Origin of the sequence: Mastigocoleus sp. MO_188.B34 (assembly GCF_030065675.1) — a bacterium.
Classification (GTDB): domain Bacteria; phylum Cyanobacteriota; class Cyanobacteriia; order Cyanobacteriales; family Nostocaceae; genus Mastigocoleus.
In genome coordinates, this window is sequence record NZ_JASJDK010000060.1 from 1 (window position 1) to 22,364 (window position 22,364).

Annotated in this window: 19 protein-coding genes; 10 read left to right on the top strand and 9 right to left on the bottom strand. The window is 35.7% G+C overall.

The window, feature by feature from the left end:
- Nucleotides 1–255: hypothetical protein (locus tag QNJ50_RS15260; protein WP_300636639.1), on the top strand; the 255-nt coding region annotated here is incomplete at its 5' end.
- Between the two features lie 241 nt (nt 256–496).
- Here the strand turns inward: QNJ50_RS15260 and ppk2 are convergent.
- Both ppk2 and QNJ50_RS15270 read right to left on the bottom strand, forming a co-directional pair.
- Nucleotides 497–1,369, bottom strand: a complete 873-nt coding sequence (gene ppk2, locus QNJ50_RS15265) for a polyphosphate kinase 2 (protein ID WP_300636641.1) — start codon at nt 1,367–1,369, stop codon at nt 497–499.
- A 244-nt stretch (nt 1,370–1,613) separates the two neighbouring features.
- Entirely contained in the window at nt 1,614–2,087 is a 474-nt protein-coding gene (locus tag QNJ50_RS15270) for a hypothetical protein (RefSeq protein WP_300636643.1), read from the bottom strand.
- Between the two features lie 22 nt (nt 2,088–2,109).
- Here QNJ50_RS15270 and QNJ50_RS15275 point away from each other — a divergent pair, with 22 nt between their 5' ends.
- The 5 genes from QNJ50_RS15275 (at nt 2,110) to QNJ50_RS15295 (ending at nt 7,127) form a co-directional block, all read left to right on the top strand.
- Complete coding sequence (locus QNJ50_RS15275; protein ID WP_300636645.1) at nt 2,110–2,319, top strand: hypothetical protein; 210 nt, start codon at nt 2,110–2,112, stop codon at nt 2,317–2,319.
- Nucleotides 2,320–2,481: 162 nt separating this feature from the next.
- A complete protein-coding gene (gene glp, locus QNJ50_RS15280; protein WP_300636647.1) occupies nt 2,482–3,726 on the top strand; it encodes a gephyrin-like molybdotransferase Glp in 1,245 nt (414 codons plus the stop codon).
- Between the two features lie 358 nt (nt 3,727–4,084).
- Nucleotides 4,085–4,222 (top strand): hypothetical protein, encoded by a 138-nt coding sequence (locus QNJ50_RS15285; RefSeq protein WP_300636649.1) that lies wholly within the window; start codon nt 4,085–4,087, stop codon nt 4,220–4,222.
- Between the two features lie 24 nt (nt 4,223–4,246).
- The gene (locus QNJ50_RS15290) at nt 4,247–5,092 is read left to right on the top strand and encodes a hypothetical protein (RefSeq protein WP_300636651.1); all 846 of its coding nucleotides are present in this window, start codon (nt 4,247–4,249) and stop codon (nt 5,090–5,092) included.
- Nucleotides 5,093–5,231: 139 nt separating this feature from the next.
- Nucleotides 5,232–7,127 carry a hypothetical protein gene (locus QNJ50_RS15295; RefSeq protein WP_300636653.1) on the top strand — a complete coding sequence of 632 codons (1,896 nt, stop codon included), beginning with the start codon at nt 5,232–5,234 and terminating at the stop codon, nt 7,125–7,127.
- A 114-nt stretch (nt 7,128–7,241) separates the two neighbouring features.
- Here QNJ50_RS15295 and QNJ50_RS15300 read toward each other — a convergent pair whose 3' ends face one another.
- Nucleotides 7,242–9,473 carry a protein kinase gene (locus tag QNJ50_RS15300; protein ID WP_300636655.1) on the bottom strand — a complete coding sequence of 744 codons (2,232 nt, stop codon included), beginning with the start codon at nt 9,471–9,473 and terminating at the stop codon, nt 7,242–7,244.
- Nucleotides 9,474–10,145: 672 nt separating this feature from the next.
- The gene (locus tag QNJ50_RS15305; RefSeq protein ID WP_300636657.1) at nt 10,146–11,522 is read right to left on the bottom strand and encodes a ParA family protein; all 1,377 of its coding nucleotides are present in this window, start codon (nt 11,520–11,522) and stop codon (nt 10,146–10,148) included.
- Between the two features lie 725 nt (nt 11,523–12,247).
- Between QNJ50_RS15305 and QNJ50_RS15310 the strand changes: the two genes are divergently transcribed.
- Complete coding sequence (locus tag QNJ50_RS15310) at nt 12,248–12,832, top strand: DUF4126 domain-containing protein (RefSeq protein ID WP_300636659.1); 585 nt, start codon at nt 12,248–12,250, stop codon at nt 12,830–12,832.
- Between the two features lie 65 nt (nt 12,833–12,897).
- Here the strand turns inward: QNJ50_RS15310 and QNJ50_RS15315 are convergent, their stop codons facing one another.
- Nucleotides 12,898–13,635, bottom strand: coding sequence for a DUF1995 family protein (locus tag QNJ50_RS15315; RefSeq protein ID WP_300636661.1), 738 nt, complete (start codon nt 13,633–13,635; stop codon nt 12,898–12,900).
- Between the two features lie 475 nt (nt 13,636–14,110).
- On the opposite strand from QNJ50_RS15315, the gene QNJ50_RS15320 reads away from it, so the two are divergent.
- Together QNJ50_RS15320 and QNJ50_RS15325 are read left to right on the top strand one after the other, a co-directional pair.
- Nucleotides 14,111–15,097 carry a hypothetical protein gene (locus QNJ50_RS15320; RefSeq protein ID WP_300636663.1) on the top strand — a complete coding sequence of 329 codons (987 nt, stop codon included), beginning with the start codon at nt 14,111–14,113 and terminating at the stop codon, nt 15,095–15,097.
- A gap of 97 nt (nt 15,098–15,194) precedes the next feature.
- On the top strand, nt 15,195–16,286 hold the full coding sequence (locus tag QNJ50_RS15325) for a hypothetical protein (protein WP_300636665.1): 1,092 nt from the start codon (nt 15,195–15,197) through the stop codon (nt 16,284–16,286).
- A 283-nt stretch (nt 16,287–16,569) separates the two neighbouring features.
- Here the strand turns inward: QNJ50_RS15325 and QNJ50_RS15330 are convergent, their stop codons facing one another.
- The 4 genes from QNJ50_RS15330 to QNJ50_RS15345 form a co-directional block, all read right to left on the bottom strand.
- On the bottom strand, nt 16,570–17,733 hold the full coding sequence (locus QNJ50_RS15330; RefSeq protein WP_300636667.1) for a GNAT family N-acetyltransferase: 1,164 nt from the start codon (nt 17,731–17,733) through the stop codon (nt 16,570–16,572).
- 233 nt (nt 17,734–17,966) lie between these two features.
- Entirely contained in the window at nt 17,967–18,638 is a 672-nt protein-coding gene (locus tag QNJ50_RS15335) for a response regulator transcription factor (protein ID WP_300636669.1), read from the bottom strand.
- A gap of 364 nt (nt 18,639–19,002) precedes the next feature.
- Nucleotides 19,003–20,421 (bottom strand): HAMP domain-containing sensor histidine kinase, encoded by a 1,419-nt coding sequence (locus QNJ50_RS15340; RefSeq protein WP_300636671.1) that lies wholly within the window; start codon nt 20,419–20,421, stop codon nt 19,003–19,005.
- Nucleotides 20,422–21,742: 1,321 nt separating this feature from the next.
- Entirely contained in the window at nt 21,743–21,904 is a 162-nt protein-coding gene (locus tag QNJ50_RS15345) for a ribbon-helix-helix protein, CopG family (RefSeq protein WP_300636673.1), read from the bottom strand.
- Between the two features lie 121 nt (nt 21,905–22,025).
- On the opposite strand from QNJ50_RS15345, the gene QNJ50_RS28585 reads away from it, so the two are divergent.
- Entirely contained in the window at nt 22,026–22,220 is a 195-nt protein-coding gene (locus tag QNJ50_RS28585; RefSeq protein WP_366914271.1) for a plasmid partition protein ParG, read from the top strand.
- Nucleotides 22,221–22,364: the final 144 nt, after the last annotated feature.

A 22,364-nucleotide genomic window follows, 5' to 3' on the forward strand; every position in this document is an offset into this window, starting at 1 on the left:
GATAAAACTGTAACAGTTTTAAAAGGGCATACAGACTCCGTTAATCGAGTAGAGATTAGCAATGATAACAAGTTTATTGTTTCTGCCAGTGAAGATGGAACAGTGAGAGTATGGGACTACAATCCTAGTAAAATCGTCAAACATCCACAACTAGACAAACTCTACAACTACAGTTGTGAATTTCTTCGCAACTACCTGAAGTATAGTAAAAGTCCCGATTATGAGGTTAAAAAACTGTGTTCCTCGATAAACTAACTTCAGTAGACTGAAAAGTTTTGCGATAAACCTATATTAAGCGTCGCTTTGCGGCGATAGCTTCCCTGTGGGATGGCTTTATTTACTACATAAGTGTTACATAATAGCATCGCATCGGTTTTGATGCAATTTCAATCTAATACTCTCCTCTAGAAAAATAAAAATCAAATTCAACTTGTGAAGCTTAGACAGAGATTGGGTTTAGAGCTTTATCCCCTAAGATTATGAATAAATCAGTATTCTAGTACTTCTTCGGTACGAATTTTTGCATGCACATAGGAGGTCGAATATAATCCATCGCTTTCTGTCGGGGAGGTAATTCGATTGGATCAGGTGTCAAATCTTCGTAGGGAATCATGCTTAGTAGATGATTTATGCAGTTGAGACGAGCGCTTTTTTTGTCGTCAGCTTCTACCACATACCAAGGAGATAGAGTTGTGTCAGTAGCAGCAAACATATCATCTTTTGCCTTAGAATATTCTACCCATCGGGCACGAGATTCCAAATCCATGGGGCTAAGTTTCCAGCGTTTGGTACGGTTCTCAATTCGTTTCTGAAAACGTCGTTCTTGTTCTTCATCACTGACCGAAAACCAATACTTAATGAGGATAATACCCGATCGCTGTAACATATGTTCAAATTCCGGACAGGAACGGAGAAACTCAACATATTGTTCGTGGGTGCAAAAACCCATCACTCGCTCGACTCCAGTGCGGTTGTACCAACTGCGATCGAATAGGACGATTTCTCCTGCTGCTGGTAAATGAGCTACATAACGTTGAAAATACCATTGGGTTTTCTCTCGCTCAGTAGGTTTACCCAGAGCCGCAATTCGACAGACACGAGGGTTCAGACATTCTGCTATTCGCTGAATTGCTCCCCCTTTCCCCGCAGCATCCCGACCTTCAAAAACAACTACTACCCTTAAACCCTCGTGTTTAACCCATTCCTGAAGCTTAACTAATTCAATCTGAAGCCGCTTCAGTTCTTTCTCATATACTTTTTGCTTGATTTTCTTTGGCTTTGATTTTTCTTGGACTGCTGAAGAAATCTTAACCTTGCTAGCTATAACTGATTTGTCTTTCAGGACATCTTTAACTTTCTTTTTCGCCATCAACTGACCCTGAGAATCTATCAGACTCTAAACTAAAATATACTTTGTGAAACAAAACAAATATATGTAAAAATTATACACAAAATAGATAATAATCTATCTTGTGTAGAATCATTACAGAGTTTAATTTTCGTAAACTTTATTTGCTCAAATTTATACTAAAACCTAGAAGACCGCAGACAGAAGACACGTTTGTCGCACTTCGCACTTAATTTGTAACTCTACAAGACTTATTGCATCATCTTTACAAAGAAGAACTGGTATCAGGAGCGACATCAATGCCATCTCTGACCCTTAGATTTTGAGAGTAAGCGATCAAGTCACTCAGGGTTTCGATTTCAAGTCCCATTTTATTCCCAGCCAGTTTTAAAGCTTGTTGAAAACTGCTGATATCCTCCCCATAACCACATAGGTCGGCTGTCATTTTGATTCCATGTTCAGCGTTAGCTCTGGCACAATCGATTAAATTAGTACCAGTAAGAGGTTGGTTAGATAAATTCTCTTTAGATTCGCCCCAATAAGCTTTAATTGTCCAGATTTGCTGGTTGTTTTTTCTTTCCACTGACCAGCGATAAACTGCAGATTTGGGGTCAACCCCAATCTCAATCAACTTCGCGCCCATATAATATTCCATCTGGTTGAAAGTTCTTTGTTTGAGCGCAGTAGGCTGGTTAATATCTACAGTTCGGGTTAGTTGTGCTTGTGTATGTTTGGTCATGGTCACAATATCTTCTTAAATCATGAATCAGCCTACCAAGGTGGTGAAGCTCGACCTCGACAACAACAAAGAAAGCATCAAAAAATTTGGTATTAATAGTATTTCTGCTGTGCTGATTTTGAAAGATGGCGATGAGGTAAAATGCCTGAGAGGCAAGGCTGCGCTTCTTCTGAAACCTTTAGTAAAGAGAAAATACCTGTTTGTTGACTGCTTTCCCGTTATTTTTTTTTAATCCCACTATCAGAGGGAAAATTGTCCTAAAACTGGAAAATATAGAAATATAGAATATCCAGAGACACAAAAATATATATTCCAATCAAAATAATTTTTAATTATTTGGTCAATGGAAAACCTATATCTAAATTATACCAGTTCATTACCGGAGTGAAGTACCATGCTCTCAGTCAGAGATGCAGAAAATATTATTTTTGATTTAGTACAACCGTTAAATACTGAAAAAGATGAAAATATAGAAATTGTAGATTTATTTGATGCTAACGGACGAATTCTGGCACATTCTGTAGTATCCAACCTAGATTTTCCCCATTGGGATAATTCTGCGATGGATGGTTATGCGGTGCGCTACGCAGACGTACAAGAATGTAGTCGAGATAAACCTGTAAATTTACAAATTGTTGAAGATATTCCTGCTGGATATCAACCCCAAATTACTATTCAACCGGGACAAGCAGCACGGATTTTTACTGGTGCGGTAATGCCCCAAGGTGCAGATACAATTGTGATGCAGGAAAATACCCGTCGGGAAGAAAATCGTGTTGCGATTCTAACTGCACCTAAACCCGAAGAGTTTGTGAGAAAACGTGCTAATTATTACCAAGCGGGGAATCCATTATTAGCTGCAGGTATCGAACTCAAAGCAGCTGAAATTGCAATCTTAGCCGCAGCACAATGTCCTCAAATTAAAGTTTATCGCAAACTTAAAGTAGCTATTTTATCTAGTGGAGATGAATTAGTTACACCTAACCAACCCCTCCAACCCGGACAAATTGTCGATTCAAATCAGTATGCCTTAGCTGCTTTAGTTCAGCAAATGGGTGCAGAACCTCTGATGTTAGGAATTATTAAAGACGAACCAGAAGCACTTAAAGAAGCAATTAGCAACGCAATTAACAATGCTGATATAGTACTTTCTTCTGGTGGGGTTTCAGTTGGGGATTACGATTATGTCGAACAAATCATCGAATCTCTCGGAGGTGAAATTCATGTTCGCTCTGTTGCAGTGAAACCAGGTAAACCCCTCACCGTTGCGACTTTTCCTAGTACTTCTTCTTTTACTACTTTATACTTTGGTTTACCAGGAAATCCTGGGTCGGCTTTGGTTACCTTTTGGCGATTTGTCAAGCCAGCAATTCAGAAATTTTCTGGTTTAGCAGAAGGTTGGAAACCTGAGTTTTTACAAGCAGAAAGTTTACACGATTTACGTTCTAACGGTAAACGGGAAACTTATATTTGGGGTAATTTGAAGGTTAATAATGGTGCTTATCAATTTCAAGTTGCTGGGGGTAGTCAAAGTTCCGGTAATTTGATTAATCTGGCGCAAACAAATGCATTAGCTGTTATACCCGTGGGACAGAAGTTGATTAATAAAGGGGAAAAAGTACAAGTTTTTTTGTTGTGACGTAGAGTGTGTTAGGCGCTTGAGTATAATGTTCGTGACATGAAAAGCCCTAAGAGCGCCGTAACGCACCATTATATTTTGTGTTTAGCGCAGTATTTTTTATTCTGCTTGTCCATATTTTTTCAAACAATATTAAATTCTCAACAAATATTTCAGATGCCCTATACTACTATCAACAGCTTTTCACCCAAATTGACAAATGGCAGAAGAATCTAAAGACCAGAATACACCCTTAAATCTGGAAAAATTTTGGAAGATCCTGGATTCTAAGTTTGTTAGTTGAGGAATTCCTGGGGCTTTATTTGGTGTTGCACTAGATTTTATCCGGAAGTCTGAGTGGAAAAATGCCGGATTGTGCATGGTTGCAGCTGCTGGTGTTTGGTTGGTTATCAAAGTTGGTAGTAAACTTTCCCCGCGCATTGATAAATTATTGGAACAGTCTGATTTATCAGACTTTTTATATGAGCCTGGGATTTTAATCCAAGGCGGTTATTAATATTAATTAATAATATAAAAACCAATGTCAGATATCCGCAAACTGATAAATCAATTCGCAGCAAAAGAACAGGAATTAAACTCCAGTCAATTTGTTGCACCCTGCGTCAAGGGAGGAAAAATCCGTACCAAAGTCTTAGGTATGGTTTATACCTTTATACCCAAACCCCGCGATTTTGAAGGTTGGGGACTATTCCAACCAATAGATAGTAAAACTGTAACTGTCGTAGACGAACCAAATTTACCGCAAATCGCCCAATACTTGCAAAATCTCCAACCTTTACGTTTGCGACTCGCATATCCATTAAAAAACCAAACTTGGTTAGCTTATCCTGTTAATGAAGCAAATATGCGTCAACATTATGGATATTGCAAACCTGTAACTGTACATTTAGTCAGTGAAGGAGCAAAGTTTGAAGTTGCGATCGCAAGAACTGATGGTATCTCTTGGTGGTTTGATGAGTGCGATCGCCGTTCCGATCCCATGGTCAGCGAACAACTCAAAAAAAATATCAGACAAGTAACCTTACCATCAAACTTGCATTTTAAAGGTATGACACCAGAAATGCGCACAGTTTATGAATTGGTAACTCAACAAGCTCAAGAGTTTTCAGCTTTACAGCAGCAACAGAAGAATGAAAAACGTTTGCGGGATGCTTTAAAAATGGGTGGTGGTGAATTAAATGAATTTCGCGAACGTCAAGACCATTGGGTTATTGAATGGACTACTGCTGATGGGGAAAGCCATACCAGTGCAATTTCTAAACATGATTTGACGGTGATTAGTGCGGGAATTTGTCTCAGCGGTGAAGATGAAAAGTTTGATTTACAGTCCTTGGTTGGTGTTGTGGAAGAAAGCGATAATTTTTAAAACTTATAAGCAGAAGTCAGAAGTCGAATCGACTGTAGATATTAAGTTAGTAATGCATAGTGATCATATGATCACAAATGTCTCTAAAATATTGAACAATTCTTTATCTACCTCAGTAATTTGATTAAAATTTATTTTAATGAACGATATAACTTTTTTCTTTTCTCTATTTTTTGGTAGTTGTATTACTATTTATTTGTTGTGGCTTATTTGTCACTATAACGGAAAAATAATTTTCTATTTTGCGCGAACTGTTATCAGAAGTTTTCGTAGCGCTCAAAGTATTTCACAAGATACAAACGAAGCCATATATGATGATATATCAATACCTACAATCTGCTTAACGGGAGCAATGCCTTTGGCAATTGTAAGTATTGCTCCCGCAGCGTTAAATTTTTGTTTTAACAGTCTATTGGTAACTATTCTTTTAGAAGCAGTTATTATTTCTACCGCATTATTTATCCCTTCCAATCTTAGAAAAAACCTCGACCTTTTAGGAATTAAAGTTATTAGAAATAATTTATCTTTATTATTTCATGCTAGTTTGTGGTGTTTGTTTTTTACATTATGGGCAACTATAACTCATCAGCAATCTCTTGATCGCATGATTTCTAATACCAATCCAGATATGTGGGCTTACGTGCGTCGTTTTGCTGCTATGACTACAGATAATCTAAGTTTTTATGGTGGTTCGGATAGCTTCTCTTTTGATGGTAATTCTGCCTGTGCATTTCTACTGGGTAGCCCTAAGAAATTTAGTTCTTTTTTAGGCTCTCTAATTGTATATCCTTTACGCGGTTCATCTCTGAGTATTGCTATTTTTCAAGGGATGTTGGGAGGGATTTTATTTATTTGCCTATTTAAAGAGTGGTTTGAAGTTAGATTATCTGGTACAAATAATTCCTGGCTTAGTAAATCGATCTTGCTTACTTGGGCATTGTTTGCACCAGCAATTTATTGGTTATTAGTTAGTGCTTATTTTTCTAATGCTTTATTTCTTATTATTGTTTGTTTGACATTAAGACAAGCGAGAACAGCAGCGATCTCACTACAAATAGATAGAGTAGAAAATTTTATTTGTTTCTTTTCTATTTTGGTAATTGTTTTAGCTTTTTACCCAGCATTTATACCTGTAATTGTCTTTACTTATGGAGCAACTATTCTAATATATTTTCCGCGTAAAAATTATGACAAAGACATAATAATTAAAATTATTTTTAAATTTTCAGCAGTAATGATTGCTTGTGGCGCGTTTTTCTATCTATTATTCCCCTCACAATTAGGTTTATACGAAGTTCAAAAAAGCTTGAACATATTAGATAGACATGGCTCTAATTTCGTTCCTTTAAATCCTTGGAGTCTTTTACAAGAGAAGCCCAAGCCAATGCCTTTAACAAGAGATTTTGGCTGGTATATAAATATTATTATTAGCTTGCCTTTTTGTTTTTTTGTCGGTAGAAAAATTTGGCAACAATATCAAAAAAATACTAATAGCTTAATGAAGCAAAATCTTCTTGCTGCGCTAGCAGGAATAGGATTGTATGGAGGATATTTATTAGCTTTTATTGCCTTAGACCATACATATCGTTTGATGAAGATTGCTATTTCTTTAGTGTATCCCTTAGCTATTTTTGGATTATTACCTTTTATTCTATGGAGCAAACAAAAACTCAGTCTAAAATCTGCTGCGTTCCGCAATGGAGTATTGATTTTGGCGATCGCTCATACAATATTTCATATTTATAAAGTATTAGATTTACGCCCTTATCCTGCTGGGAATTTTATTCTGTCCGATAAATCTCAATTAGAAGCTGTTGAAAACATTACCATTGTGGGGTGCAAAGACGTTCATGCCAGTCAATTTTATCAGAGACTGGTGGGACTACAAATTGCCATAAATTATCCCCAATTGCAAGTTAGCGTTGTCGATAAACCGCAAGCTCTTAATCAGGTTACTACCAAAGAACTTGTCATTTATGGAGAAACAGTTCCCGATAAAATAGTGCAAAGAAATACTTGCCATTTTTCTCTTTAATGATGTGAATTAGAAGCAGAAACTTGTCGAACTAAAAGTGCTTCCATTACTATGCATTACTACCGATATTAATTTTAAATTTTACCTATACCTTACTTTTTATTAATTCCTCGCTTAGTATCTGTATCTACTTCTAACTCTGCGTTTTGCTCTAGATATTCGTCTTTTTTGACGTCTTTGTATACCTCTAATTCTGTGTTGTGCTCTGGATATCTTTCTTTGTTGACGTCTGTACCTCGCTTCAGATAGAGATCTGGGTTTACGTCCATATCTTGGTTTGCGACTTAGTCTTGGTTTAGGTCTAACTCTTGACCTACGTCTGTACCTTGGTTTGGATCTTAATTTGATTTTGTAACCTGGCTTAGATATATATCCTGGTGTGGTTATGTATATTGAACTACCTCTGTAACCTTCTGATCCAGATACTTGTTTTGGTTCGGATATATCCCTTGGTTTGAGTATGTATATCGGTGTAGATATCTGTCCGGGTTCAGATAAATATTTTGATTCAACTTTGTGTGGAGTTCTGGAATGCGGTCTTCTTTTACCTCTACCTCTATATCTTGTTTTGATTTTATGTCTTGGTTTGCGTCTAAGTTTTCTTGGCTGACGTCCGTATTTTATTTTGGCTCTTTCCCCTAATTTGATACCTGTCTGATGGGGAATTTGGGGATTATTATTTCCTGTTCGAGGATTTTGCTTCCTTGGTAGAGAAGGAGGTAAAGATTCCCTGACTCCTGGTAAAATTACAGGTGTTTTTTGGCTTCCTTGGGGATTAATGATACCTGGAGGCTGAGCATTTTTTGGTATTACAGGAATAGATCCATTATCAACAGATTCGTTATTAAAAGATGGGGATTGGGAATTAGTAGATGGGCGATCGACAGACGAAGATTGAGAATCGACACCTTCAGATCTGCTTGTAACAGATGGATTTTGGGTTTTATTAGGTGACGACTGAGAATTTGTTGGTGAAGACTGGGAATTTGTTGATGAAGACTGGGAATTTGTTGATGAAGACTGGGAATTTGTCGATGGAGATTGGGGATTTACAGATGAGGATTGTTTGGTGACAGATGGATTATTAACAGATGCAGTTCTGGGGGTGACAGCTTTATTTTTATTATCAGTTTTAGAAGTGGTGGGTCGAGATGGTGGTGACTGAGCTTGTGGGGAAGCTGTAGGTAAGGTTTCACCTTCTACAAGGCGAACTTCTGGTAATACACCGGATGGGTTACGTAATTTTGGTGCGAATATTTGTTGAAGATTAAAATTGGAAATCCCAAACCCACCAATTAAGCCTCCAAGTATCAAGCTTCCAAGGATCGCAGGAATTTTTTGCCAATTCCTAGGGGTGGAATTAGAAGAAGATTTTGCAACAGCACCAGTTGTGGGCTCGGATGAAACTATCCGTGTTTGCTGGTTGGGTCTGACTAAGTTGGGATTAAGTGTGGGATTAGCTGCAAGAATTTTTTGGTTTTCTGTGTCGGGTTTTACTGCGATTGTACTAGGAGGAATTGTAGCTTTGGATTCCAATGCATAGAGCATTTTATTTACTGTAGTAAAGCGATCTGCAGCATGAATCCTAACGGCGCGATCGAGGATTTGCGCCAGTTCGGGAGAAACTCCAGGTGCGTATTCTTGCCAAAATATTTCCCCAGTTTCGCGATCGCTTTGTAAATCTTGAGGAGTTTTACCAGTGAGTAAAAAAATCGCAGTTAAGCCCAAGCTATAAATATCACTAGCATAAACTGGGCGTCCGATCGCCTGCTCGCTAGGCATATATCCGGGCGTTCCAATTACCATCGATTCAGAAAAATGTTTTGGGGAAGCTGTAATGGTACGAATAGTTTCTTTGACTGCACCAAAATCAATTAAAACCGGCTTACCATCAAAAGCAGACAGAATAATATTATCGGGTTTAATATCCCGGTGAATAATACCTCTGGTATGAATATAATCAAGGACGGGGATCAAACTCAATAAAATTTCTCTGACCTGAGATTCAGAAAATATACCTTTTGTTTCGACAATCTCAGTTAAAGTTTGACCTTGAATCCATTCCTGAACTAGGTAAAATAACCCCTTTTCGGAAAAATAAGCATAAAGTTTAGGAATTTGGTCGCTACCCTCACCCAAAAGTTCTAATGTCGCAGCTTCCCGTTCAAAACGTTGTTTAACTTGATTGTAAGTCTGTGGATCGCCAGCTATGGTTTTAAGTTTTTTAATTACACAACGGCGACCAGAAGGCATATAGGTATCTTCAGCCAAAAAGGTTTCACCAAATCCGCCCGCACCTAACACCTTAATAACTTTGTAACGATTGTTTAGCAGCTTTGTATTCATATCCCCTGAAAAGCTGTAATAATATTTCTGCGCAATTTTACGTGCACCCTTATAAGAACTACATAAGATATTCAGACCTTATCGGACAGATGAAGTGTTCCGGGAAAATAACTTAAAATAGCCCTACTCACAACATTATTTGTTAGCGATCGAGTAAATCCGGAAAGTTTGTCGCCTTCTTTCCCCTGTTTGTTAATGACTGAAGAAAAAAGTGTGTAGTTTTCTATTTGCTTCTGCTGTCTGTTCTTAATTTAACACTATTAGTAAATTGCGATTAATAAAAACTTTCTGAAATTTGAGTCAAAGATTTTTTATTACCTGATTAAATCAAAAATAAAAAATTAAGTTAAGTTTATTTTTTACTTATTCACTTTAATCGCAATTAGTAATACTCTATAGCAATCATATTTGATTCGTGAATATATGACTCTGTAGAGACGCGACAGAGCCTGCGGCGTCGGCGTTAGCCTCTGTCGCATCTCTACAATATTGATTTTTATCACACAAATGATTTAGGATTGCTATATTTGGATTTATTTGTCTCGGAATAAACACAAAAATCTTCCATTAATTTTATATAGATAATGGTGCGTTACGGCGCGATGCTAAAGGTGACCTAAAAGAATATTTTCTCTTACGCGCCTAACACACTCTACAGTAATGTTTCATTCGTTATTTTTCGACAAAATTAGGTTTCATAAAAATTTCTTCGGTAAGTTTAATATACATTTGAGAAGCTTGAGATTTAGGTCGATAAAAAACTACGGGCTTACGAAAAAATTTAGCAATGACTACATTGTCACAATGTCTGAGTTTTGTTTTATAAACCTTGATATCTAATTCATCTAAGCATCTCGCTACTTCTTTCTCTATTGTCACACCAATATTGGAAGAGTTACTAAAAACTAAACCAAGTAGCCGTGGAGCAATTTCATCAACAAGTGACTTTTTCCTTTGACTATTTTGACGTGCTGAACGAATTATTTTAGGAATAAAATGACAACTAATCTCCTTTGCATGACGTAAAGTTTCTGGGTCATAATCCGAGGGAATAATTACACCATCAGCAGCGAAGAGAGAACATGCTGTTAGGATATCTGTTTTAGGAGATGTATCAATTAAAATATAATCATATTTAGACCTTACGAGAGATAAAAGTTTTCTCAAAGCAGTTGCTTTTTTGGGCATGTGATACTTTTCATCAGTGTTATATTCACTAAAATCTTCCAGTGTTTTTTTATTGGCAGGTAAAATAGAAATAGGATATATTTGACCTTTAACATTGAAATAGAGTTTTTGAATTAATTGTTCTGTGAGTTTCTTTGCTGCGTCATATTCTTCGAGTTGAATTTTGTCAAAGCAACGAAGGAGTTTATGTTTAAAATGTTCTGGAATTACCCCCAAGCTTCTAGTCAGGTCTACTTGTGGGTCAAAATCCACTACTAAAACTCGTTTCTTATATGCAGATAATACAGCCGCAATATTAATAATGTTAGTTGTTTTGGCGATACCACCTTTACGATTCCAGATACTAACAATAAAAGCTCTATTAGGATTTTTTAAAAAGTAATCTAACTGATAAATTAATTTTGGCAGAGTTTTTTTGGTAACTTTTTGCACCTCCATTAAAGGAATAATTAAACCATCGCTGCGCCAAAAAAGCTGGAAGAAATCTCCATTAAAGACCAAACCATATTTAGCCGGATTTTTTTTAACGCTTAAATATTGTCTAATTCCATTAACTGTAGAATTATCATTACCTATTGCTTCCCGATAAAGATTATTTGAATGACAAGAAGTAACAAACTCTGGTTCGGATATATTTGCTAGATCTACAACCCTTTTCTTGGTTTCAACTACTAATAATGGTTTGTTAAATTGGTCATAAATAATAAATTTTGGTTTTAACTCTCCTGCAATGGGAGTATTCGCCTCATAATGAAAACCTAGAAAGTTCCACAGATGATTTGTGAAATTAAAATTTAACTGACTTTCTAATAGATTATGAGGTAAATTTGACCATTTTTTTACTAATTCATCAATGTTCATTTTCCTTCGCTGATTGTTAAGGTTGTCACCATTATTGGAAGGATGCTACAAACTACTTGCTAGAAAGATTTTTATTAACCTAAATTACTAGTTGGAAATTTTTTGACATTATTCCAGATTCACCTAAATTACCTGTTAATTTGAGGTATTTAGAGTTATAGGTTGTGTTCTCAAATTACTCATTTACACTATCAGTTGATTTTAAAATTCCCCTGGATACCCCTTGGACAGGTTTATGTCTAGCAACTTATGTTAGTAGTTGATTTTAAAATCTCTCTAAATCGCCCTTGGAAATATTTACGGCTGCAAGTTATGTTTAAGATCCCCCTAAATCCCCCTTGGAAAGAGGGACTTTGTCTATTCCAAGCGGACTAGAGAAAATTAAAATTTGATAGATTTACGGCTAGTAACTTACGTTAGTAGAAATATTTGTATGGGTATTTGTATATTTTGATAACTACAAATATCTTCAATTCACAACATCTAAGTTCCGTATTTATAACTACTAAAGACGACAGAATAAAATTTGTCACACTTCAATTGTAAATAAACAGCTATTAACCCTGGTGTTTGCATTGATGAATATGTGCAAAAGTCAATCTGTCACACAGTTCTTGCAATAGATGCATTTATTTTTAGTAACAAAACAATAAATATATGTCTGAGGAGATATATTTGAATTGCTCTTGAGATGAAGGTATTGGTTTGTCAGGATGAATATAGTTATGGCATTGTTTTTAGGTATTGGCTTAAGTGCAGCCTCTGGTTTTAGGGTATTCCTTCCACCTTTAGCCCTTAGTATTGCAGCCCTAAATGGAGTAGTTCAACTGTCTTCGGATTGGGAATGGGTTGGTACCTACCCGACAGCGATCGTTTTGGGTATTGCGGCAATTGTTGAAGTGCTTGCCTATTTTATACCTTTTGTCAATAACATGCTCGACTCTGCGGAAATATTTCTGGCTCCGATCACTGGAATGTTTCTTACTGCATCAACTTTATCAATGGCTGGAGATTTCGATCCGGCGCTCGTCTGGACTTTATCAATTATTACTGGTGGAACGACTGCTGAAGTAGTTGAAGTAGGAACATCCATAACAAGACTAGCCACAACTACTGCAACTGCTGGGGTAGCGAACCCTATTGTTTCAGTGGTTGAAGTTATTTCGTCTATCGTCCTCTCGATTTTGGCAATAACTTTACCTCTGTTGACTATACTAATAGTCACCATTATTCTGGTTGACGGCAGTCGTCGTATTTTAAGATTTCTTTCCAAGCGCAAGCAAAGACGGAAGATGAAGAATAATAATTAATTGGTAATTGGTAATTGGTAATTGGTTAATCCCTAGTCGCCAATCCCCTATCCCCAATCCCTACATTAACTACTAAGTGCTTTGAGAAACCTTTGTAATCCCTTGAAAACACTGGGTTTTTTCCCTGAGGTTTTTCCTTCTCCTTCAGCTTCTGGATCTCCTCCAGCAATAATCATATCCAGTTCGTCACCGGAAGGTTTTTTACCTAAATCAACTACTTTTTCGTAGTCGTCATCCTTCTTGACCCATACTTCCCAAAGTCCAGGGTAAGCGCGCAATACTGCAGCTTCCTCAAATATTGGACGTAGATAATAACAGTATTCAATTGTGCTGATAAAACGTTGGCGAGTTTGGCGCGCAGCGTAACCAATACCAACTACCCCGGAATCTTCCAAACGGGGATTTAAGATTATAAATGGGCGATCGCCAATTTGTTCGCACAGTTTTTCCAGTTGCGGTACTTCTACGGAAGTGGGAGTAACAAAGAGAAATATTTCATCTTCTGGTTCAATTTTCTGTTCTGCGTTAGAAGCTCTACCAGTACCAACATCTAAAATCTTGAATGGTACATCGCTCCATTCCCGTTTTGCTAAAGCTGCAGCACCTGCATCAGCAAAAAAAACTTTTAACTTATCGCCATATTCTGCAAATAATGGTAGAAACTGTTCTGCAATTGGCATTACTTTAAGTTCTGGGAACAACAGTTCTACTTGCAATCTTCTGTAACCATCATCGAGTGCTGCTTTGGTTGCTTCTCGCGATTGGGCGATCGCATCCTCTAGTGTTGCTGGAAGTTGAGGCATATTAAAAACTTTGGGTGTTAGATACTAGATTTTGGATCTTATGGAATATCAAATTATAAATTATCCCATATCTTGGCAGCGCATTATAAGTTAGCAATTACGAGAAAATGCAGTTCACAAAATTTATACCAGTAATGACATTCTGCGATAGTCTATTTAAATCATAAGATCGTCTATTTAAATCATAAGAATGATATTTTTTTGCCAGAATTTATTCATTGGCTTGATTTGCAATATACTTAATCCGTTAATTAACCCTATTAATGCGCTTCAGGAAAGCTTAGTAGCTCATATAGTTATTCCTGAACTTTTTCCTTGACAGGAGAAAGCAGATTCGAGTACTATAAAAATAGTACAAATGAACTATTAAGTCACTAAGGGTTTTCACTTCAAAGGAAACTTGATCTCAGTATCAGGTAAATTTTGATGCGATCGCCTAATAATTACTTAAACATTTATTAACAGGAGTTGGAATATGACAACAGCTGTAGCACAGAGAAACAAGCAACAGTTGATGCAAGCGTTTGAGCAAATTATTAACGAAAGACAAAGTCTAGAATCAAAAATTGCGACGAAACAGGAAGAAGCTGCGAAACAAAAAAATCAAGAAGTTTTGGAAGCTGCTTCAGCATACACAGTTGATAGTATTATCACCAGTTTAGCTGACCTACAGTTGGAGTTTGGCAGCATTGTCAGTTCCTTATCAGAGAAATTAGTAACAGAAAATTCTAAATTAGATCAACTCGAAGAAGCAATTGAAATTGAAAATCAATATTTACAAGAACTACAAAAAATCAGAGTTGTAGCTGACATTTTAGATTTACTGACTAAGGAACATCAAGAAAAGTTAGCAATCTTAGAAGCAGATATTCAATCTAAGCGAGAAATACTTGAAAAAGAAATTACTCAAACCCGCAAAGAATGGGAAAAAGAGCAGACTGAGTTTGAAGAAAATGTGACTGCATATAATGAGTCCTTAAGAAAGCAAAGACAGCAGCAAGAAGAAGAATATCAATATAAATTACAAAATACTCACAAAATAGATATAGATACTTACGAAAGTAAAAAACGTAATGTAGAAAGACAAATTCAACATACAACCCAAGAAAAAGAAAAAAAATGGCAAGAAAGAGAGAAATTCCTGCAAAATAATCAAAGTTTATTACAAGAATATAAACAAAAAGCTGTAGGTTTCCCAGCTGAGTTAGATACAGCATTTAAAAAAGCCAAAGAAGAAGCAATCAAGGAAACTGCTCAGAAAGCCAAAGTACAAGCAGATTTGTTTGAAAAGGAATGGGAAGCTAGTAAACAAAGTTATGAATTAAAAATTCAATCTTTAGAAGAAACTATTAAAAAACAATCTGAGCAAATTGAAAGTATTTCTAATCAACTTCAATCAACTCTTCAACAAGCACAGGATTTAGCAATGAGAGCTTTTAGTAATTCCAACTCTGCAAAATAATAATTATTATTTTATTTTCCTTGGAAAGTGGTGGAACGATAGCTTTTAGCAATTATTCCATAAATAAATTATTCCATAAATTATGAGGAGTTTGATTATGGCAGCCAAAAAACCCAATCAAAAGAATACTAAAGCAGAAATTCTTCAAGCTTATAATGAATTAGCAAAAGAAAAAGCTTTCTTAAAAGCTGAATACGAGCAGAAATTACAAGCGAGTAAAACTAATAATATAAATACCCCAACATTGAACGAAATACCAGTGAAAAACTCACAAATTAATCAATCAACCGAAGCTCAACAAAAAATGAATTATGCAATTGAAAGTTTAAGTAAGCTCCAGCTAGGATTCGGTAGTGCGATTAATGAGTTATCAGATAAATTAACAAAAAAAGCATCTCAGTTAGGAGAAATTCAGGAATATGTAGAAAATGAATTACAACAATTAAAACAAATCTATAATTTGACAGTTACAGAAAATACCTTAGATAGTCTGATTCAGTCATATAATAATAATTCTAAATCTTATCAGGAAGAATTTTCCCAATTATCAGAAAGACTGTTAGAAGAAATAGAAGCTGAAAAAAATACCTGGAATAAAGAGCAAGACGAACATAAAATCACAGTTAAAGAGCGTAATGATAGTCTTAATAGGAACCGTCGCAGAGATGATTCTGAATATAAGTATAACTTGGAGATTCAACGCACCCTAGAAAAAGAAGAATACGAACAACAGCAAGCATATTTATATCAGGAGTTAGAAGAATTACAACAGGAATCAGAAAAAGCATGGGAAGAGAGAGAAAATACAATTGCTGAACAAGAAAAAGAATTTGAAGAATATAAAAGTAAAGTAGAAGCATTTCCCAGTGAGAAACAAGCTGCAATAAAAAAAGCAACTGATTTAGGTAAAGGCATTGCTCAGTATCAGGCTAGGGTAAAATCAGATTTGTATGCTACAGAGGTTGAAGGGCAAAAGAATTTTTACGAGCAAAGATTACAATCTTTAGAAAACACTATTAGTAATCAGCAAGAGCGAATTGTAAATCTTTCCGAGCAATTAGAATCAGCACTTCAGCAAGTACAAGATTTGGCTGTTAAAGCGATTGAAGGTAATGCTAATCTTAATTCCTATCAAGCAATGAAAGAAATAGCTTTAGAACAAGCAAAGGTTCAAGGTAAAATAAAATAAAATATCTTACTGAAAAAATATAGTTTAGCCCCTGAATAAACTCTCTCAATTATACAAAATAACGAGATTCAGGGGCAATATCTTATTATTATAGGACTTACGTAACCGGCACATTTTTCTTGTAGGGTGCGTGACACAAGCGAGTTAATCTGAACCTATTAATAAGGTTTTTAGTGTCACGCACCACCGGTGTATTGTGAGAATTGCGTAAGTCCTGTATTAATCGGATTATTATTTTAATAGTCTAACACTTGAATTATAGATGAATAAAAAACTCATGTGACTATTGAGAAAAACTAAAAATTTTCCTACTCAAACTTAACAATTTATATTTATAAGAGCGTAGAATCTGGTATGTAGATGTAGTCAAATATCCAAAAATAAAGGGAATTGGTTTGTGGGAATATAATTTAAGGTTATAGTAGGGTCGTTTTTCCATTTTCCAATTGTCGTACCAGGAATGGTCTGTCATTAAATTAATTTCATCAATATCTTCAGACTCACATGCTAATTTGATAGCTTCTTCTAAGAGCATACTGCCAGGAGAACATTTAGAATAGGCAGGATCGTAAGCTAATTTCCAAATCAGAATTAAACGTTTCAAACGAACCGCCAAGTTAATTGCAATTATTTTCCCTTCAGCTTCTAATATTTGCCACTCTAAGAAACCGGCATTTGATAGTCTCTGGGTAAGACTTTGATAAAATGTAACTGCAGTTGGACTATCAGTGATTGCTGTACCTGCATCTTTTTTCCAACTTTTAGCTTCCACCTCTATGAGTTGGGTTAAATATTCTGTTTTTGCTTTGTTCTGATTCAAAAAGCTAAACTTCACATCTGGTAACTTATGGAGTTTTTTCGCAGCTTTATTCAGGTTGCTTCTAAAATTACCGCTCAAACTACCTCGATATTCGGCAAAATTATCTTTAATTCTTAAGAAAGCTCCTACACTATCCAATTCTTTAGTTAAAGTAAATCCTGATAATTTTTCTAAAACACTAATAGTTGGAGAATTTTCTGGTAATCGGTCGAAAATTATTCCAACTTGGTAAGGACAATATTCTATTGCAGCATTAATCAGAAATGGAATGACTATATCTTCCTGTCCCTGTTTTGTTAAAAGGTCAATTGAGCATGTTTGTGCAGATCTATGGGTACCTAATAAAGCAAACTTGAATCCAAACAAACGACGCGATTTGATAACTAGTGGCATGACACCCACTAGCTCATCTCCATCATACGCAAACAAACAAGCCCATGATTCATCACTTTCTAAATAATATTCAAAATATGATGAAACCCAAGCAATTGATGACATTGGTAATTGTTGAGGTGCTTCAAAGGCTAGCTGATTCCACTTGTCTGCATGAAAGTTGAGTTCCTCAAAGCTTTGTACTACTTTTATTTGTAATTGTTTTTTATCTAATTTTTTTTTGTAGGTGAGCATGATTATATATGCAGTTTTCTCACGTTCATACTTGTTATGAATGTAACATCTGCAATATTCGATATTAATATAATTTTCTAAACTTTTCTAAGCTTTTATGAATTATGTTGCGTGTTTCGCAGGAGTTAACAAAATTAACAAACATAACAGAGGCTCTACTCCAAAAATAAAAATTATCTTTCTGAAATTAGAGAGAGCCTCTAATATTTTAAGTTTCACCAGGAATAGAGCTATTACTGAGCTTGAAAACGATAACCTATTCCCCTAACTGTCTCTATCATATTGTCTCCCAATTTTCGTCGTAAATAACCCACATAAACATTAACAATATTAGTCCCAGGGTCATAATCATAGCCCCAAATTCGAGCAAGAAGTTGTTCTCTGGTCATAACTTGTTTGGGGTGACGCATCAATACTTCCAATAACAAGAATTCACGCGCAGAAAGTTCGATTGAGCGTTCCCCAACCCAAACTTGACGGCTCAATAAATCTAACTTTGCACGTCCAACTGTCAAAATTGTGTCTTGTTTTGAGGATGGTACTTGTCGATTTCGGAGTTGTACGCGCATTCGCGCAAGTAATTCTTCAAAACGGAATGGCTTCGTCATATAGTCATCAGCCCCTCCTTCCAGCCCGGCGATGGTATCATCCAAAGCATCCCGCGCTGTCAAAACAATTATTGGTAAACTTTCTCCTTGTCCTCGTAATTCAAATAGAACATCTAACCCATCTCGGTCGGGAAGTCCTAAATCTAAAATCAGTAAGTCAAAATTTTCACTTAAAGCCAACTCTGTAGCTTCTTGTCCTGTTCCAACGATTGCAGTTGTGAAACCATGCTCTTTTAAGCCTGTTTCCAAAAAAGCGGTGATGCGGGGATTATCTTCAGCAATTAAAATCCGATTCATGAGATTTGGACTGTACAGTTTTAAGTTATTGGTAATGAGTAATAATTAGAGAAGGGCTAATAATTGAGATGTATGAGTAGGGGTGAGTAAGCCATGTTCGGGTTAGCAAGGTAAAACGTAATAGGTATTGTGACAGCCATTAAAGCTGGAAATTACTCATTAATGTTGACATTATTCTTTTTGGTTTGAATGATTTTGACCTCCTAATTACATTTTTGATCGACATCTAGAGGGTCTAACTATAGCTACGGAGTAATATTGAATACTATAGATAAACGTAGATTTTAGCCATAAAATTATGAGACATCTTATCTCCAGGCTACATAATATTTTCAGGATTACTTATCAGAGTCATTAGTACTGTTTAACTGTAACTTAGGATATTGGGGGCACTAAACGCTAAGGGAATTACAATCGTAAAGCTTGAACCATTACCAAAATCACTTTCTAAATGTATGGAACCACCATGTGCTTGGACTATGGCTTGGACTATTGAAAGCCCTAAACCGGTTCCTTCAAATTGACAATCACGACTAGTTGCTCTCACAAAACGCTCGAAGATACGTTTTTGGTCTTCTAATGAAATTCCTTCTCCGTTATCCTTGACCCAAAAATACACGTGAGAGTCACGTACGCAAGAACCAATAGTAATTTTGTCACCATCTTTGGTATGCCTTACTGCATTTTCTACCAGATTCATTATTGCCTGAGTTAGGCGCTGACGGTCAACTACTATTGGACTTAATCCTTTAGATTCCAAACACCAATTCCGATTTGCTAAAGTTCTTGCTTTTAAATACACTTCTTCTGTGAACCAATCTAGCTCTTCTGGTTTACACCTAAGAAAATCAAATCTTTCAGCTTTCGCTAACAGTAGTAAATCATTTACTAAACGACTCATGCGATCTAATTCATCCATCACCAAAGTAATTGTTTCATTTTGTTCTTGAGGTCGATACTTGAGAATTTCTAGGTGTCCTCCAATGACAGTAATTGGAGTTCTTAGTTCGTGAGATACATCCTTAAGAAATTTTTGTTGACTATCAAAAGCAAACTGCAAACGATCTAACATTTCGTTGAAAGTTACAGTTAATTCAGCAATTTCATCTACGCCTTCCACTGCAATACGCTGTGTCATGTCTGACTCAGTAATTCCTTGAGCAGTTTTCTTTAATAGGCGTAGTGGAGACAATAAACGCCCAGCACTAATCCAGGCTAGCAGGAAGAAAAATCCTAAAACAACTGTCATAACCTGCATTACCAAAAAAATAGCTCCCGTTCCTGCTTGGTAATCAGTGGTTGTATCGTAGAGAGCGACAATTGTAGCGTCTTGATTATCTATCCGAACTGGGTTTGCAGCGTAAATGACTCTCGACCTTCGATTGTATACTTTGTCACTTTTGATCTTCTCAAGATTTATCCATTTATCTTTTAAACCGGGATGAGATGAAAATACATGCTCTGGTATTTCTGGCTTAGATTTATAAATTCGATCATTAACTAGTGTGATGAAGTATTGATTGCGACTGGGAACATAACTGGACAAAAATTTATCAAAAACTCCTTTAGTTTCTTGGTTCTGATATTTTTTTGCCAATAGTTTAAATCTTTCTATTTCCTGCAACAGAGATGCTTCAGCTTTAACTTCAATACGATCTGAATATATTTGTCGCGTCAAATAGATCGAGCATAAAGTTGCTGAAACACTTAAAAGAAAATACCACAACAATATCCGGGATCGGATACCAGTTAAAAATCGCAGCCATGGGGATATTGATTTCATTATCTTTCTATCTTGTGTCTAAGCGGGTATTTCTTGAATTTTGCAGCACCTGTAAAGCTTCACTACACCATTGTTGGAATTTTTATTGGAACTCAAACTCAGTTTTCAGATCACACGTAAAATAACGATCGTTAAATTGTTAATTCCAAACGACCAATTCCAAATGATGGAGTCCAAAAATTGGAATTAAACCGAAAATTCAGACTTTTACCCACTTCAAACAGTGTTGAAGTTAAGGGAAGTTGAATTTTTGGGAAAGATTATCTATACTTTATGACGTTGACAAAAAATACATTTGTATATACTCTCTCCTTCCCAAAACGGCTTTGCTTAACGAAAATACTCGGAAAATACTATTTGTAGTTTCCTCGTTATTTATCAGGCGCGGCTAATTCCTTATTATCAATTGTTGTCAAATTACATAAATTTCTAATAAAGATTAGATGAGAAAGTTCTTATGATTCCGGAATCGATGGAATCACTGCGAATTATAGGGTCTGGGAAAATAATTAATAAAAATCTTATATTACCCGTTTTAGAGATATTAATATTTTCATTACTAGAACAGCTTGCTTATCAACTTTTTATTAGGTTTACTTTATGATTGGATTTATTTGCTGTAGTTAGTATTTTGATAAACTTATTTCAGAAAATACACTACATAAAAAATTTCTATTTTACAATATAGATACAAGTAGAAACTAAAATAAGCCTCCTTGGAAGCTAAAAAAATACTTTAAATTACAGAGCTAAGTATTTAAAGTGGAGGTCAAAATTATGCAATATTGGATGGAAAATCTATTAATAACAGATAGCTTGACATATTTAATCATCAAAATAGGTGCGCTACTTGTAGTTTTACTGCTTTGGATGATAGTAATGTCGCGTCCTGCTTATTGAATATGCGCTGTTTAGGTGGGTGATTCATTAGAATCACCTGCGAAAGTTTTACATATACCCCATAAATTTTACTTCTGTTGGTTTTTTGGTTCCTGCTGGTCTCAAAATATGCAAGAGAAAACACACCTTGAGATTATTCACAAATCTAAATAGGGAAACACTTTTCTTACTCTAGCAAACGAGGCTTTAGAAGTTTTACGCAACTGTAAAATTTGTAGTGCAGCTATGTTGGCGAATCCATTCGGAAGAAAGATAATTAATCAAAACTTGCTGTTATGTAGATTGACTTTTTGTAGCAGGAAGTTTAGCTCTATACCAACAGATAGCCTTGATAGTTGAGCTTTATGAGGAAAATGGAGAACACCCGTGGCTTTAACTTGGAAATCCTATGAATTTGTTTTTACACCCCACTCCACTGTCCCTAAAGTTTGTGACGGACAACTATTGGCAAGCTGCGCACTAGTTCTCTGATAACATCGTTGGTCTGTCTACCTGTTTTCTGACAGTATTTCTCTAATTTTTCTACTTCTTGCGCACTTAAGTTTATACTTAATCGCTTTACATCAGATTTTTTATTGAGCATACAGCAAACTACATTATTTTAACTACTCACTGATTTTATATCATTATGATCCTATATCATTATGACTACTTAAATGTAAAATGCTATACATATATGAGTGATATGATATAAAGGGTTTTGGATGAAAATCCTTTATAGACCAATGTGTACAGCTAAAACACAGCCATTGAAAATTTACTTAGACAAAGAACAACATTTGCTATTAAAAATACTTTGTGCCCTTGAGCAGAGAAGTATGAATAGCGTGATAACTGAGTTAATTGCCGATTGGGTCGAAGAAAAAAAGGAGGTTCATAAAAATATAATAAATATGTAAAAAGCTTCCACGATGTCGTGGAAGAGTTGGTATGAAATATTTTGGGTTTATTTGTTTGATTGAAAACAGATCCTGATTATCTTTAAATATTGCTTTCCGTTGGTTGTATATCAGTAGTAGTTTCTTACTAACGGCAGATTTATC